Here is a 12221-nt window from a genome sequence, read left to right as displayed (position 1 = left end):
TTCCAAGTACGATCGCCCTTATTTTCCTATCAGCCGATCGTACTCTGCGTGAGTACCAATCCAAAACCACACAATACCTGTTTTAATTTCAATACCCAACGCCCGATAAGCTTGTCCGGCCCTTACAGACCAATAATTACCAACCTTCTTAAAATGCAGAGAAGGATGAGACGGATCTGCCTTCAGCAACTCATAACACTGATCTGCTGTAGCTTGTACATTTGATGGCAAAGCATTGTAACAATCCCAAAATTTTCGAGTAGTGTAGTGCATTAAATCTCTCGATAGTTACCACTCTCAAAATCTGCGATCGCTTCTGCTGCTAAAGCCTCCAGTTTACCCTCAGCAATATCTTTCTCTAGCTGGACATCCCATCGTTTGTAATCCAAATTTAGAAACCACTCTAACAACTCTCCTATCTGGTTCGGCGGAAGTTGCAGAATCGCATTTTCTATCTGTTCAATAGTCAACATAGGGTGTCTTAAGTTACACAAAATTTAGTTAATTTTTTTTACTTGCTCTATATTATATCTCAATTGGGAATTCTGGGAAAAGCGATCGCCCTTATCTTCCCAAAGTGCGATCGCCCTTATCTTCCGAAAGTACGATCGCCCTTATTTTCCCAAAGTGCGATCGCCCTTAGTTAATCATAAATTTCTCTCCGGTGTCCAATCTGGTGAATAGTAATCACCTTTAAATCATCATCAAAAGAATAAATTACCCGATAATCACCCACTCTTAACTTAAAGAAACCTGCCAGATTAGCGGACAACGCCATAGGAGTAATTTGTTCAAAATTTTCAGCCAACCAATTGATTTTATTACCTATACGCTCCTGCACAGCCTGAGTCAATCTTTCTTGGTTAACCAGAGCTTCTGCTGTCAAATCAACCGAATAGCTCATTACGACTTAATGCCGAGTTTTTGATAAACTTCCCCAGGTTCGACGCTACTTTCTCCTGCTTGTTTGCGCTTCATTGACTCTAACAATTTCAGCTTGACTTCTTCCTTAACTTCTAAACCTGCATCAGGATCGCCAAAATATTCTTCTAAACACTGTTCCACGGTATGCCGAATTAAGTCCCGCAATTGCTCAACAGTCATGTCTTTGACTTGCATTTTAATCTCCTAGTCTGTGGGATTATCAATAAATAATAGCAACTTTAGTACGGTTGTATCTGTAACTGAGCTATCCATTCCATGAATCTCGTTCCTGATTCACATAGTCTTGAGCATCAATCCCATTCCAAATTTCCTCACCCAACCCTTCTAATTCTAAAATACTCCACCTAGGTTTAGCCTGAACCCGGTGACGAACATATACTAATAATTCAGAGATGAGTCGCAGTTGCTCATCTGGTGCAAGTCTTAGAACCTGAGTCAGTACCGCGCTGTAAGTAGACATAGGTTTTATGTGGAAATTTTTTGGCTGATTGTCATTATAGCAATTTAGGATCGAAGGAAGTGCGATCGCCCGTTTCTTCCTAAAGTGCGATCGCCCTGATCTTCCCAAAGTGCGATCGCCCTGATATTCCTCAAGTGCAATTAAACTTGACCAGGCAAATCCAACGCAATTAATAAAGCTTGATTCAGCATAAGTATTGCTTCATCACTAAGCATTCCTCGTAAACTCAATAAACGAGATTTAGATAATACCCGTACTTGATCGGCCATACCGATAGAATCGTTGGTTAATCCACCGTCGGCAGCTTTAATTAATACCTGAGTGGGATAAACTCGTTTACCAGTTTGATAAGTAGTGCAGGGAATAGCCAAAACTACAGGGCTATATGTATTGATTGTAGCTCGACTAACGATGATAACAGGACGGGTTCCTCCTTGTTCAGAACCCTCAACAGGTTCAAGTCTAGCATCATAGACTTCTCCCCGGTTCATACAGGAGATTCTCCCAATTGCAAGGCTTCCCAACTCGCTACCGCAAACTCAGCCTCCATCTGTAGCACTTGAGCTTGATACTCTGGATCTTGTACCATTTCAATCAGTGCTGCATCAATTTCCGATCGTTTACCCTGAGTTTGGGTTGTTACCCGATCGCGAATCAAAGCTGACAATACTTCTAACAGTTGCTGTTGCTCTTCAAGAGTGAGATTTTGAGCCTGACTCAGTACCTCGCTATAAGTAGACATAGGCTTTATGTGGAGATTTTTTGGCTGATTGTTATTATAGCAATTTAGGATCGAAGGAAGTGCGATCGCCCTTTTCTTCCTAAAGTGCGATCCGGTTATGCTATATTATGATTATATACATTTTGTATATACACTATTATGCAGTTTGAATGGGATGAAAATAAAAACGCCCAAAACCTCAAAAAACATGGCATTAGCTTTGAAGAAGCTCAAGAAATCTTTGACGGAATCGTTTTTAATGCCATTGATGAGCGTTTCGACTACGGAGAAATCCGAGAAATCAGTATTGGCGCCATACAAGGTGTCGTTATCGTCACCGTAGCGCATACTGAAAGAAATGGAATTATCCGCATCATCTCTGCAAGAAAAGCCACTCGTCAAGAAAAAAATACCTACTATGACTATCTCGCCCAAACGACTTGAAGAATTAGAAAATATTCCAGAATCTGCAATCGATACCTCTGATATTCCTGAATTAGATGCGAATTTTTGGGCAAAAGCAAAACTCGTAACACCATTGACAAAACAAGCTATTTCTTTAAGAGTTGATAGCGATGTATTAGATTGGTTTAAAAGCCAAGGAAAAGGCTATCAATCTCTAATGAACGCTGTGCTGCGCTCTTATGTTGAACATCACGTAAAAAGCAGTGAATAAATTTGCGATCGCCCTTTTCTTCCTAAAGTGCGATCGCCGATCTTTCTTAAGCCTCAAACGGGTTAATCAGTGTGAGTTCAGCAATCCACCGAAAATCCCCTATATTTCTTGTTACTAAAGTTCTGCCATATACCAAAGCTGTTGCCGCAATAATAGCCTCCCCAAGTGTCATTATCCTTATCTGTCGCAACAGCACTGCGCGATCGAGTACAGCGTTAGAAATTGGTAGAACCTCCACCACACCAAAGAATTCCTCAAAGTACAATCTATACTCTTCAGTTAGCCCATGATAACCCAGCACTTCAACGTAACTTACTGCCGATACAACTATGTCATGTTTGCCAATAAACTGCCTAATTGGCGTGTTTTATGGTTGGGAAGCCTAGATAATAATATTACTGTCAAGCAGCATTATTCATCCCTACCAGGAAGTGGACAATCTTGACGCAACTCTCGATGCCATTCCACTGGATCGCTAATATCAGCAAAGACATTATTTGCTGCAATTTTTTCCAATATTTCAACTATTTTCTGACGGCGAAACTCAGCGCTTAAAGTCGATCGCTCTTCTTGTAAAGTAACGTAAAGTCTGACAGGGCGATCGCCTTGTCTTGGAACCTCATTAGCCCATTCTAAAAGGTTTCCCTTTAATATAGCCTCGAATATTCGCTGCATAGCTAATATCCACTATTATCTATTTTTACCATTATATCTCAATTTACAATTATCGAAAAGGCGATCGCCCTCGCAACTCACTCAATATGCTACAATCCCCAATAAAGGTCGTTTAGCTACGATAAAATACCGCTATGACTACCCTCACCCTCAATCTCAACCCAATTATTAAGCTGACAGACGAGCAGTTTTTTCAACTCTGTCAGGAGAATGAAAATATTAGATTGGAACGCACAGCGAAAGGAGAATTAATTATCATGTCACCAGCAGGAGGAGAAACTGGAAACAGCAATGCAGGATTAACAGCACAGATTTGGATTTGGAATGAGCGAAATAAATTGGGTAAAGTCTTTGATTCCTCAACAGGGTTCAAACTTCCCAATGGAGCTAATCGCTCTCCTGACGCTTCTTGGGTAAAATTAGAACGCTGGAATGCACTAACTCCTGAACAACAAAAGAAATTTCCCCCCATTTGTCCTGATTTTGTCGTTGAGTTAATGTCTCCCAGCGATAGTTTGAAAGAAACTCAGGATAAGATGAAAGAATATCGAGATAACGGTGCTGTTTTAGGTTGGTTAATTAATCGCCAATCACGGCAAGTAGAAATTTACCGTCAGAATCAAGAAGTTGAAGTGCTAGAATCTCCAGCCGCTGTATCAGGTGAAGATATTCTCCCCGGATTTATTTTGAATCTTGAATCAATCTGGTAATGTACGCGCGTGCGAAGCTATCCCGCAGGGAATCGCACCTGTCTAATGTTCAATAGAGTAAAATAGAGTTAAAGTTTTCGTGGAGTATTTGCAATGGTTCAAACCCTAGCGTACAGTAAAGAAGAGCTTGCAGGTTCTCACCTGATTTTACATGATATCAGTTGGGAAACCTACGAACACTTGTTAGAAATATTTGCGGAACGTTCAACGCCGCGCATGACTTATTACCAAGGAACGTTAGAACTTATGGTACCTTTACCAGAACATGAAAGGTATAGCTGGACTCTGGGACGACTAATTGTAGCACTTTCTGAGGAAATTGGGATTGAAATTCTCGGCTTGAAATCATCTACTTGGCGTTCGGAACCGAAAAAAGCTGGCAACGAAGCTGATGAATGTTTTTATATCCAAAATGAATCTTTAATGCGGGGAAAGTTAACTATCGATCTAAAAAATGACCCGCCGCCCGACTTAGCTGTGGAAATTGATTTGACTAGCTCATCTATCCATAAAAGGGCGGTTTATGCGGAATTAAAAGTACCGGAGGTTTGGATTTGGAAGAAGGGAAAACTAATAATTAACATTTTAAATGATACGGGTTATATCAAGTCGGAAACCAGTTTGGCATTTGGCTCGTTTCCTGTCAAAGAGCTCGCAGAGTTTATGCAGCTAGACTCAGAAAAGGGAGAGAATGCGAGAATTAGAGAGTTTCGGGAATGGGTGCGATCGCACTTACAGAACCAGCTACGGTAGGGAAACGGCACAGCAGTTTCCTAGGGGTACGGACACGGACACGGCAGTGCCGTTTCCCTACGGATATCGCGTTTATCAACCTGATTGGATATCAGCTAGAAAGATACTGAGTTTTTACATACTGCTTCAAAACGCGATTCAAACTAAACAAAGTTATCTGTTCCTGTTCTATTGCATCCAATAAAAACAGATTTGCGATCGCACGCACTGCCTTGACTATTTCTGAGGGCGAGAATGGTATTTTGTTTAAAGTGAACTTCCCCAATTGACAAAAAGCGTAAGCCGTGAATTGCAAGACTTTTAAAGATTTCCCCCCCGGGTTTACTGGGTACAAATCAGAGAAATACCAAGCAAATCTAGAGCCTTTTGTTGTACTATGGTCGGTTCAATAATCTTATCAAAAGTGAAACTAGCAGCCCTGATAGTCGATTGAATTTGATTGAGAGCGATCGCCACCACATTTGCTACTAAGGTTGCCAAACTATGAACTGGTAAACGATCGTCAGTCCGCTGAGTTCTAGCTTTGGCTTTAGTACGATCGCTTGCTTGACCCTTGACCACTGATTTTTGCTGAAGATGAGCCGATAATGATACTCAGGCGCAATACACTACCATTGTTTTAGAGGGGCATCAGGGGTATGTCATTTATTATACAGCGTATCCCAGCTTTATGAAGTGCAGCTTTAGATACGGCAGTGCCGTGTTCCTGCGGGGATCGATCGATCGGCGGGTGTAATTCATAAACCTGGGATACCCTGTATCTATGTTCTGACGGGGTTGTCACCCCGTCAATTGTTTAAGTCCACTTATTTGAAACTGAAAGATTGATGTCGATTGACTAACACCTCTATACGCAGCTTGTAAGCGACCCCAAGCCCTTCTTTAAAATTGCCGCAAAAAGCGCAAATCGCTAGCATAAACCCGGCGAATGTCGTCGATTTCATAAAGTACCATTGCGAACCGCTCGACACCAAAACCGGCCGCAAACCCCGTATATTTTTCTGGATCTAAACCGACTCCTTTAAGAACGTTAGGATCGACCGTTCCGCAGCCCAAAACTTCCAGCCATTTGCCGTTCCACTGCAAATCAACTTCGGCAGAAGGTTCGGTAAACGGAAAGTAACTCGTGCGGAAACGGATCGGCAAATCTTGCCCGAACATTTGCCGCAAAAACTCTTTAATTGTGCCTTTCAAGTCAGTAAATGTCAGACCTTCATCAATTGCTAAAAGTTCAATTTGGTGGAAGACGGCTGCGTGAGTAGCATCTACAGTATCGCGGCGGTAAACGCGGCCGGGAGAGACAATCCGAATCGGCGGTTTGTGCTGTTCCATGTAGCGAATTTGCACCGATGATGTCTGAGTCCGCAGCAAGTCACCTCCGGGTAAGTAAAATGTATCTTGCATATCCCGCGCTGGGTGGTCGGGCGGGGTGTTGAGCGCCTCGAAGTTGTAATAATCTGTTTCCATTTCCGGGCCGTTGGCGACGGTGTAGCCGAGGCCGACAAAGATATCGAGAGCGCGGTCTATGACGGCGTTTAAGGGGTGAACGCGACCTTGGGGGCGAAAAATCCCCGGCATGGTGACATCGAGGGTTTCTGAGGCTAATTTGGCTTGGATTTGGGCGCTTTGGAGGGCAGCGCGCTTGTCTTCTAAATCGGCTTGCAGAGCTTCTTTTACAGTATTGGCGATCGCGCCTACTTTGGGACGCTGGTCTGGCGACAGTTTGCCCATCATGCCTAAAATTTGAGAGAGTTGGCCTTTTTTGCCGAGGTAGCCGACGCGCAACTGTTCGAGTTGTTCGAGAGTATTGGCAGTGGCGATCGCACTTTTGGACTCTTGACCGAGGGTTTCTAGTTGAGTTTCAATGTCGCTTAGCTGGACAGTCATTTTGATTTTAGATTTTAGATTTTAGATTTTAGATTGAGGGCAGTTTTGAGCCAAGCTGAGTTTAGCGCAATTTTGGTTCGACAGTCTTATTGATTTTAGATTTTAGATTTTAGATTTTAGATTGAGGGCAGTTACGGATAATTCGTAATAGGTAATTGGATGTTAAAGCGATCGTCCTCCTTGAATCTAGTTTAGTATTGTTATCAGGCCTATAAAAATTTCAATGAAACTTTTAATTAGCAACGACGATGGCATCTTTGCACAAGGCATCCGCAGCCTCGCCAACGCTCTCGCCACCGCCGGTCACGACGTGAGCGTAGTTTGTCCCGACAGAGAGCGCTCCGCTACCGGCCACGGCCTCACCCTGCACCAACCAATCCGCGCCGAAATAGTCGAATCTATTTTCGATCCCTCAGTCCAAGCTTGGGCTTGTTCGGGTACTCCCGCCGACTGCGTGAAACTCGCTTTGTGGGCTTTACTGGACAAACCGCCGGATTTTGTGCTTTCCGGTATCAACCACGGGCCCAATTTAGGCACGGATATCATCTGTTCGGGCACGGTTTCGGCCGCAATGGAAGGAATTATGGAAGGCATTCCCAGCATTGCTTTCAGCCTCGCGAGCTATACTTCCCAGGAATTTGGGCCGGCAGTGGATTTCGCTGTCACCTTGCTGTCGCAGTTGGAAAAACAGCCAATGCCCAAACCGGTGCTGTTGAATGTCAACATACCAGCAGTCACACAAGCAGAAATTACCGGAGTTGCGATCGCCCGTCAAGGCATTCGCCGGTATTTCGACATATTTCAAAAGCGCACCGATCCGCGCGGCAAAACTTATTATTGGCTGGCTGGCGAATTGTTAGAAGATGTAGAAGAAGCCCCCGATGCGGCGGTCTGGCATGATATTCCTACGGACGTACAAGCTATTCGCGACAACAGAATAACGGTAACTCCCCTGCAATACAATCTCACCTGTGCTCCCGACTTGCACTCGCTGCGGGATTGGCAATTTGAAGGTTTTCCCAAGCAGTGAGCTCCGATCGACCCGATCCGAGCGGTAAACTAGGAATTAAGGAAAAGTGCCTCTTCAGGTCTATGCCCTAGGCGTTAACGCAGGCTCTCCATTGGTTGTTGGTTTTTTACTCAAGAAAAGCAGTTATGAACGCTCCCACCTATAACACTCATTCTGTCACTTGCCCGATTTGCCACCGTTCCAGCGTCGTAGGCCCAGTCGGAATGGTCAGCGGACTATTCACTTGTCCCCACTGCCATTCTCATCTGGTAATTAGCTGGAGCGGTCATTTTGTGCGCGATCCTTTTAGTCTCAAACAACTGACGGTGGGAAAGATGCTCAGGCGCGAGAGCAGGCCGTTAGCTCGACTTCAGCGGGACTTTGGGCTGGGTAAGCATTTTCCGCTGATTGCAATTTTGGGCAGTGTCGTATTTTTGGGATGTGCGCTCTCGGTTACGGAACAATCGCTGCCCCGACAGCATTCATTTCAAGGATTTTTAGAGTGGGTGAGCGGAACTGACAATTCTCAAGATCCCTCGCGTTAACATTTCTCAACATAAATTGTGACAGATACTCCGTGCAAATATCTATTCCTTTAGGTATAAATCACAATAGTTTAGCAATTGTACCAATCTCGATCGGCGGGTAGGGACTTAGGCACCGTACCCTTATTTTTGTCCGTAAAAACGTCACAACCCGAGTCCGGCAGGGGTTTAAACCCCTGCCTCAAAGGGACGCGGCGAAAGCCTTTGTCCCTACGGCGGGGATAGACCGATAGGCGGGTGTCCTTCATCAACCTGGGATACGCTGTATCGCATCGCTCAATTTAGAAACTCAGCAATTTTTCTAACTGCTGCTTCCAAAATTGCTGGCGACTCGACTAAGGCAAATCGCACGTAGCCTTCTCCTGATTTCCCGAAACCGGCACCGGGGGAAGCTGCAACTCCTGTACTCTGTACTAGCTGAGTGCAAAATTTCACGGAATCTTGGGCCCAAGGTTCCGGCAGTTTCGCCCAGACGTACATGGTGGCGGGGGGTACAGGCACTTGCCAGCCGATGCCCTGCAGGGCGTTTACAAAGGCATCCCGCCGTTTTCTGAAGGTTTCTACGCTGGTTCTGACGGTATCTTGGGGGCCGGTTAATGCGGAGATCGCTCCGTTCAAAATCCCTCGGTATTGGTTGAAGTCTACTGCTGCTTTTACCTGTCGCAGTGCTCCAATTAGTTCGGAATTGCCGATCGCGTATCCGACTCGAAAACCTCCCATACTGTAGGATTTGGATAGTGTAAAAAACTCGATCGCCACACTCTTATCTCGATCTGCCTGAAAAATTGACGGTGCCATCAATTTGCGGTTTTCCTCGCTCCCAGCAGCCTCAATTGCAGAATTGCGACCGTCAAACACCAAATCCACATAAGGGAAATCGTGAACTAAAACTAGCCGGTGTTCGCGACAAAAAGCCACGGCTTTCTCAAAAAAAGCAACAGGTGCGATCGCAGTTGTAGGATTGTGAGGGTAGCTCAAAACCATCATCTTCGACTGAGCCAACACTGCTGTCGGAATATCTTCAAATATCGGCAAAAACGCATTTTCTGCTAATAGCGGCATCGGATAAATTTGACCGCCGGCCAAATGCACACCGCCCGCGTGGGAAGGATAGCCCGGATCGAGCAGCAAAGCAAAATCTCCGGGGTTGAGTACAGCTAAAGGCAGATGCGCCGTGCCTTCTTGGGAACCAATTAACGGCAGCACTTCGGTTTCTGGATTTACTGAAATCCCAAATTTTTTCTCGTACCAAATAGCTGCGGCTTCCCGGAAAGATTTCGTCCCGTTAAACAGCAAATAGCCGTGGGTGCTGGAGTCCGACAAAGAATGTGCGATCGCATCTGTAATGTGAGCAGCGGCCGGCAAATCCGAAGAACCCAGAGACAAGTCAATCACATTCTGCCCCGCTGCTCTAGCTTGAGTTTTCGCCCGATCCATATCGGCAAATACATTAAATTGCAGTGGCTCTAAACGTTTGGCAAATTGCATATTTTTTGTAACTTTTTGGGATTTTAAGGAATCTTTTTATATTGATAAATTATTATTTAATTTTTTGCTCGGGCATTCTTATTTGATTTGTGAATGTTTTTGATAACCGCAGAGAGCGCAGAGGGCGCAGAGTCAGAGAGGAATATCGAGGAGAAAAGAGAGATGTTTAAAAAAAATGCGATTGCTATAATTGTGAGTTGGGAGTTGGAAACTCCCGAATCATATCCAAACTTTATAAGTGAGCGTCGAGCAAACCGATCAAAGTTTGTTTAGTAATAGCTCCTTCGTGAGAAAGCACTACTTCGGCATTTTTAAACAGTCGGAGAGCTGGGACTCCTTCTACTTTATACTGCTTGACAGTATTAGGATTGGGGTCAATTTCCATTTTAACCACTTTCAGCCGATCGCTGTAGTTGGCAGCCACCCAGTCTACCGAAGGCGCGATCAGTTTGCAAGGCCCGCACCAACTAGCCCAAAAATAGGCAAGCACTGGTTGTTCAGCTTTCAGGACTTCTGTTTCAAATTTTTCGTCGTTAATGACAATTACACTGTTGCTCATGGTTCTGCGATTATTTTTTCTATTTATTTCTAAAGCACCGGCGGGCGTAAAACTTGCACCAACTGACAAGACAGGCCCAAAAAACTGTTACTAATTTTAAAACATTCTGCGAATTATTGAGTGCAAACTCAGGACTGGGAACTGATGGATAATTCTGTATGGCGTTTAATTCCACTGTTGTCGGCGTCTGGTAGCGTGCAGATGGCGATCGACCAATGGCTACTCGAACAGCATCTAGCGGGCAAAAATCCCCCAACTCTGCGATTTTACACTTGGCAACCGGCGGCGATTTCCTTGGGCTACCACCAGCGCAGGTGGCCGGATTTTTGGCAGCAGTTGTCTTGGCAGGGAATGCCTGTGGAGTTGGTGAGGAGGCCCAGCGGCGGGCGCGCCGTGCTGCACCAAGGGGATTTAACTTATGCAGTTGTGGCGTCGGGATTTGGAAGCAGCCGTATGAAAGCTTATCAGACTATTTGCGAGTTTTTGATTGAGGGTTGGAGAGCGATGGGTTTGGATTTGCACTATGGGGAAGCTGGAAGGGGTTACATTCACAATCCGAATTGTTTTGGTACTGCCACGGGTGCGGATTTAGTTACCGCTGATGGCTGCAAGTTAATTGGTAGCGCGCAATTGCGACGGGGTGATGCTATTTTGCAGCACGGTTCGATGCGTTTGCAACCGGATGTTAAATTGTTTTCTCAAGTGTTTGGGGAGGAATTAATTCCTGTGCAATTACCTCTATCATCTGAGGGAAATGATTTGATTGCAACTGTGATTGATGTTTTAACTGCGGCGGCTTGTCGCTGTTTTGAGATTGATTTGGAAGTGCAGCCGCTTTCAGAAGAGGAATGGCTTGGCATACACGAATTACGCAATTTGACCGAAGAAACCGGGTTTTTTGCCGAATCTGCGGGCTCGAACGAAGTATTTTCGTAAAAAAACCGGGTTTCTCGGCCTCAATGCGCCTAAGACTATGTAATAAACTATGGCTGTGGCTGAGTTTGAACGATCGGCTCTTTGGCAATCTGGCCCAATTTCACAGAATATAGCAAGCTTTTCCAATCAGCAGCTAATTCTGCATCGTTAGGATTAGCGCGGCGAGCGGCAGCTAGATTGCTGAGGGCATCTTGCCAAATCCCATTTTCAGCATAAATAGCCGTTTTCTGGCGCGGATCTGCCTTCTCTAATTGACTGCGGATATCTGCACTGAGTTCAACTCGGCGTACAACACCGCTTTCGATCTCATCGCTCGATCGGTCTTGAGAGTTGCAAATCACTGTAAAATTCCAACGGTAACTTTTGCCTACTTCCAAGGGCGGCACATTTGTGTTAGCGGGGATACTAATGCCGATCACTCCTGATAAATTGCTAATTGTCACATCCTGTTTATAAATCTGGTTGCCGCTTTGATCTTCTAGGGTAAATTCGGCTAATTTTGCCTCTGTTTGAGGTAAGTAGAAAAACAATGTTGGATAGTCGGAAACAGTCCGTCCGATCTTATTTTTAGGCACCAAAGCTGTGACACCTAGCTGACGAATACTTCCGCAGCCACCGCGAATAATCCGTCTCGGTTGAGTGGGGGGGCGATCGCCGATATCTTCACGGGGCTGAATGAAGCGCGGCCCTCCCGATTGAGTGATTGGCTTGCCGTCTATTTTTGGAGTCGGCTGTCCCACAACTGCTAATTGGGAAGCATTAAGTGTTGCTATCAATACTATTGAGCAAACTGATGTCAGATTGAGGAAAAACTTAGTAATTGTTTTCATATTAACTCCCTGAATTTTTAGAGATAG

The 12221-nt window shown here is 44.9% G+C and carries 22 protein-coding genes; 8 read left to right on the top strand and 14 right to left on the bottom strand.

The genetic code is table 11. The features are described 5' to 3' along the window. Window positions 1-18: 18 nt before the first annotated feature. Both QUB30_RS03705 and QUB30_RS03700 read right to left on the bottom strand, forming a co-directional pair. Window positions 19-273, bottom strand: a complete 255-nt coding sequence (locus QUB30_RS03705; RefSeq protein WP_333329235.1) for a ParE family toxin-like protein — start codon at window positions 271-273, stop codon at window positions 19-21. After that, window positions 273-473 (bottom strand): hypothetical protein, encoded by a 201-nt coding sequence (locus QUB30_RS03700; protein WP_333329232.1) that lies wholly within the window; start codon window positions 471-473, stop codon window positions 273-275. The genes QUB30_RS03705 and QUB30_RS03700 overlap by 1 nt, the downstream gene beginning before the upstream one ends. Before the next feature lie 42 nt (window positions 474-515). Here QUB30_RS03700 and QUB30_RS03695 point away from each other — a divergent pair, with 42 nt between their 5' ends. Continuing rightward, window positions 516-647, top strand: a complete 132-nt coding sequence (locus QUB30_RS03695) for a hypothetical protein (RefSeq protein ID WP_333329229.1) — start codon at window positions 516-518, stop codon at window positions 645-647. On the opposite strand, the gene QUB30_RS03690 is transcribed toward QUB30_RS03695, so the two are convergent. From QUB30_RS03690 to QUB30_RS03670, 5 genes are all read right to left on the bottom strand, one after another. Beyond that, entirely contained in the window at window positions 644-904 is a 261-nt protein-coding gene (locus QUB30_RS03690) for a type II toxin-antitoxin system RelE/ParE family toxin (RefSeq protein WP_333329226.1), read from the bottom strand. The genes QUB30_RS03695 and QUB30_RS03690 overlap by 4 nt on opposite strands. Next, window positions 904-1119: a hypothetical protein gene (locus QUB30_RS03685; RefSeq protein WP_333329223.1), complete on the bottom strand. Its 216-nt coding sequence runs from the start codon at window positions 1117-1119 to the stop codon at window positions 904-906. Before QUB30_RS03685 ends, QUB30_RS03690 begins: the two co-directional genes overlap by 1 nt. 70 nt (window positions 1120-1189) lie before the next feature. Next, window positions 1190-1405, bottom strand: coding sequence for a hypothetical protein (locus QUB30_RS03680; protein ID WP_333329220.1), 216 nt, complete (start codon window positions 1403-1405; stop codon window positions 1190-1192). 140 nt (window positions 1406-1545) lie between these two features. Next, window positions 1546-1896 (bottom strand): type II toxin-antitoxin system PemK/MazF family toxin, encoded by a 351-nt coding sequence (locus tag QUB30_RS03675; protein ID WP_333329217.1) that lies wholly within the window; start codon window positions 1894-1896, stop codon window positions 1546-1548. Next, a complete protein-coding gene (locus QUB30_RS03670) occupies window positions 1893-2147 on the bottom strand; it encodes a hypothetical protein (protein WP_333172072.1) in 255 nt (84 codons plus the stop codon). The genes QUB30_RS03675 and QUB30_RS03670 overlap by 4 nt, the downstream gene beginning before the upstream one ends. 138 nt (window positions 2148-2285) lie before the next feature. On the opposite strand from QUB30_RS03670, the gene QUB30_RS03665 reads away from it, so the two are divergent. Both QUB30_RS03665 and QUB30_RS03660 read left to right on the top strand, forming a co-directional pair. Next, a complete protein-coding gene (locus QUB30_RS03665; RefSeq protein ID WP_333237918.1) occupies window positions 2286-2570 on the top strand; it encodes a BrnT family toxin in 285 nt (94 codons plus the stop codon). After that, window positions 2545-2802 carry a BrnA antitoxin family protein gene (locus QUB30_RS03660; protein ID WP_333234003.1) on the top strand — a complete coding sequence of 86 codons (258 nt, stop codon included), beginning with the start codon at window positions 2545-2547 and terminating at the stop codon, window positions 2800-2802. Before QUB30_RS03665 ends, QUB30_RS03660 begins: the two co-directional genes overlap by 26 nt. Before the next feature lie 46 nt (window positions 2803-2848). Here QUB30_RS03660 and QUB30_RS03655 read toward each other — a convergent pair whose 3' ends face one another. Both QUB30_RS03655 and QUB30_RS03650 read right to left on the bottom strand, forming a co-directional pair. Then, window positions 2849-3148 (bottom strand): type II toxin-antitoxin system VapC family toxin, encoded by a 300-nt coding sequence (locus QUB30_RS03655; protein WP_333329587.1) that lies wholly within the window; start codon window positions 3146-3148, stop codon window positions 2849-2851. Window positions 3149-3213: 65 nt separating this feature from the next. Next, window positions 3214-3477: a hypothetical protein gene (locus QUB30_RS03650; protein ID WP_333329213.1), complete on the bottom strand. Its 264-nt coding sequence runs from the start codon at window positions 3475-3477 to the stop codon at window positions 3214-3216. 134 nt (window positions 3478-3611) lie between these two features. On the opposite strand from QUB30_RS03650, the gene QUB30_RS03645 reads away from it, so the two are divergent. Both QUB30_RS03645 and QUB30_RS03640 read left to right on the top strand, forming a co-directional pair. Beyond that, complete coding sequence (locus QUB30_RS03645; protein ID WP_333329210.1) at window positions 3612-4187, top strand: Uma2 family endonuclease; 576 nt, start codon at window positions 3612-3614, stop codon at window positions 4185-4187. 93 nt (window positions 4188-4280) lie between these two features. Further along, a complete protein-coding gene (locus tag QUB30_RS03640; RefSeq protein WP_333329207.1) occupies window positions 4281-4940 on the top strand; it encodes a Uma2 family endonuclease in 660 nt (219 codons plus the stop codon). A gap of 321 nt (window positions 4941-5261) precedes the next feature. Here QUB30_RS03640 and QUB30_RS03635 read toward each other — a convergent pair whose 3' ends face one another. Together QUB30_RS03635 and pheS are read right to left on the bottom strand one after the other, a co-directional pair. After that, the gene (locus QUB30_RS03635; RefSeq protein WP_333329204.1) at window positions 5262-5501 is read right to left on the bottom strand and encodes a hypothetical protein; all 240 of its coding nucleotides are present in this window, start codon (window positions 5499-5501) and stop codon (window positions 5262-5264) included. Between the two features lie 321 nt (window positions 5502-5822). Then, window positions 5823-6827: a phenylalanine--tRNA ligase subunit alpha gene (gene pheS, locus QUB30_RS03630; RefSeq protein ID WP_333329201.1), complete on the bottom strand. Its 1005-nt coding sequence runs from the start codon at window positions 6825-6827 to the stop codon at window positions 5823-5825. A gap of 223 nt (window positions 6828-7050) precedes the next feature. On the opposite strand from pheS, the gene surE reads away from it, so the two are divergent. Beyond that, on the top strand, window positions 7051-7857 hold the full coding sequence (surE, locus tag QUB30_RS03625; protein ID WP_333329198.1) for a 5'/3'-nucleotidase SurE: 807 nt from the start codon (window positions 7051-7053) through the stop codon (window positions 7855-7857). A gap of 125 nt (window positions 7858-7982) precedes the next feature. Continuing rightward, a complete protein-coding gene (locus QUB30_RS03620) occupies window positions 7983-8381 on the top strand; it encodes a hypothetical protein (protein WP_333329194.1) in 399 nt (132 codons plus the stop codon). A 276-nt stretch (window positions 8382-8657) separates the two neighbouring features. Here QUB30_RS03620 and QUB30_RS03615 read toward each other — a convergent pair whose 3' ends face one another. Both QUB30_RS03615 and QUB30_RS03610 read right to left on the bottom strand, forming a co-directional pair. Beyond that, the gene (locus tag QUB30_RS03615; protein WP_333329191.1) at window positions 8658-9869 is read right to left on the bottom strand and encodes an LL-diaminopimelate aminotransferase; all 1212 of its coding nucleotides are present in this window, start codon (window positions 9867-9869) and stop codon (window positions 8658-8660) included. Between the two features lie 232 nt (window positions 9870-10101). After that, window positions 10102-10428, bottom strand: coding sequence for a thioredoxin family protein (locus QUB30_RS03610; RefSeq protein ID WP_172188562.1), 327 nt, complete (start codon window positions 10426-10428; stop codon window positions 10102-10104). Between the two features lie 144 nt (window positions 10429-10572). Between QUB30_RS03610 and QUB30_RS03605 the strand changes: the two genes are divergently transcribed. Continuing rightward, window positions 10573-11364 carry a biotin/lipoate A/B protein ligase family protein gene (locus QUB30_RS03605; protein WP_333329583.1) on the top strand — a complete coding sequence of 264 codons (792 nt, stop codon included), beginning with the start codon at window positions 10573-10575 and terminating at the stop codon, window positions 11362-11364. Window positions 11365-11411: 47 nt separating this feature from the next. Here QUB30_RS03605 and QUB30_RS03600 read toward each other — a convergent pair whose 3' ends face one another. Then, on the bottom strand, window positions 11412-12194 hold the full coding sequence (locus QUB30_RS03600; RefSeq protein WP_333329187.1) for a DUF928 domain-containing protein: 783 nt from the start codon (window positions 12192-12194) through the stop codon (window positions 11412-11414). Between the last annotated feature and the right edge of the window lie 27 nt (window positions 12195-12221).

The sequence above is a fragment of the Microcoleus sp. BROC3 genome, from assembly GCF_036702515.1.
GTDB lineage: Bacteria > Cyanobacteriota > Cyanobacteriia > Cyanobacteriales > Microcoleaceae > Microcoleus.
This window is presented reverse-complemented; position numbering and strand designations above follow the sequence as displayed.

Bases quoted from the DNA above. Each gene is read 5' to 3' on its own strand.
- QUB30_RS03705 (WP_333329235.1), bottom strand. From the start codon at position 273: ATGCACTACACTACTCGAAAATTTTGGGATTGTTACAATGCTTTGCCA.
- QUB30_RS03700 (WP_333329232.1), bottom strand. From the start codon at position 473: ATGTTGACTATTGAACAGATAGAAAATGCGATTCTGCAACTTCCGCCG.
- QUB30_RS03690 (WP_333329226.1), bottom strand. From the start codon at position 904: ATGAGCTATTCGGTTGATTTGACAGCAGAAGCTCTGGTTAACCAAGAA.
- QUB30_RS03685 (WP_333329223.1), bottom strand. From the start codon at position 1,119: ATGCAAGTCAAAGACATGACTGTTGAGCAATTGCGGGACTTAATTCGG.
- QUB30_RS03680 (WP_333329220.1), bottom strand. From the start codon at position 1,405: ATGTCTACTTACAGCGCGGTACTGACTCAGGTTCTAAGACTTGCACCA.
- QUB30_RS03675 (WP_333329217.1), bottom strand. From the start codon at position 1,896: ATGAACCGGGGAGAAGTCTATGATGCTAGACTTGAACCTGTTGAGGGT.
- QUB30_RS03670 (WP_333172072.1), bottom strand. From the start codon at position 2,147: ATGTCTACTTATAGCGAGGTACTGAGTCAGGCTCAAAATCTCACTCTT.
- QUB30_RS03665 (WP_333237918.1), top strand. From the start codon at position 2,286: ATGCAGTTTGAATGGGATGAAAATAAAAACGCCCAAAACCTCAAAAAA.
- QUB30_RS03660 (WP_333234003.1), top strand. From the start codon at position 2,545: ATGACTATCTCGCCCAAACGACTTGAAGAATTAGAAAATATTCCAGAA.
- QUB30_RS03650 (WP_333329213.1), bottom strand. From the start codon at position 3,477: ATGCAGCGAATATTCGAGGCTATATTAAAGGGAAACCTTTTAGAATGG.
- QUB30_RS03645 (WP_333329210.1), top strand. From the start codon at position 3,612: ATGACTACCCTCACCCTCAATCTCAACCCAATTATTAAGCTGACAGAC.
- QUB30_RS03640 (WP_333329207.1), top strand. From the start codon at position 4,281: ATGGTTCAAACCCTAGCGTACAGTAAAGAAGAGCTTGCAGGTTCTCAC.
- pheS (WP_333329201.1), bottom strand. From the start codon at position 6,827: ATGACTGTCCAGCTAAGCGACATTGAAACTCAACTAGAAACCCTCGGT.
- surE (WP_333329198.1), top strand. From the start codon at position 7,051: ATGAAACTTTTAATTAGCAACGACGATGGCATCTTTGCACAAGGCATC.
- QUB30_RS03620 (WP_333329194.1), top strand. From the start codon at position 7,983: ATGAACGCTCCCACCTATAACACTCATTCTGTCACTTGCCCGATTTGC.
- QUB30_RS03615 (WP_333329191.1), bottom strand. From the start codon at position 9,869: ATGCAATTTGCCAAACGTTTAGAGCCACTGCAATTTAATGTATTTGCC.
- QUB30_RS03610 (WP_172188562.1), bottom strand. From the start codon at position 10,428: ATGAGCAACAGTGTAATTGTCATTAACGACGAAAAATTTGAAACAGAA.
- QUB30_RS03605 (WP_333329583.1), top strand. From the start codon at position 10,573: ATGGATAATTCTGTATGGCGTTTAATTCCACTGTTGTCGGCGTCTGGT.
- QUB30_RS03600 (WP_333329187.1), bottom strand. From the start codon at position 12,194: ATGAAAACAATTACTAAGTTTTTCCTCAATCTGACATCAGTTTGCTCA.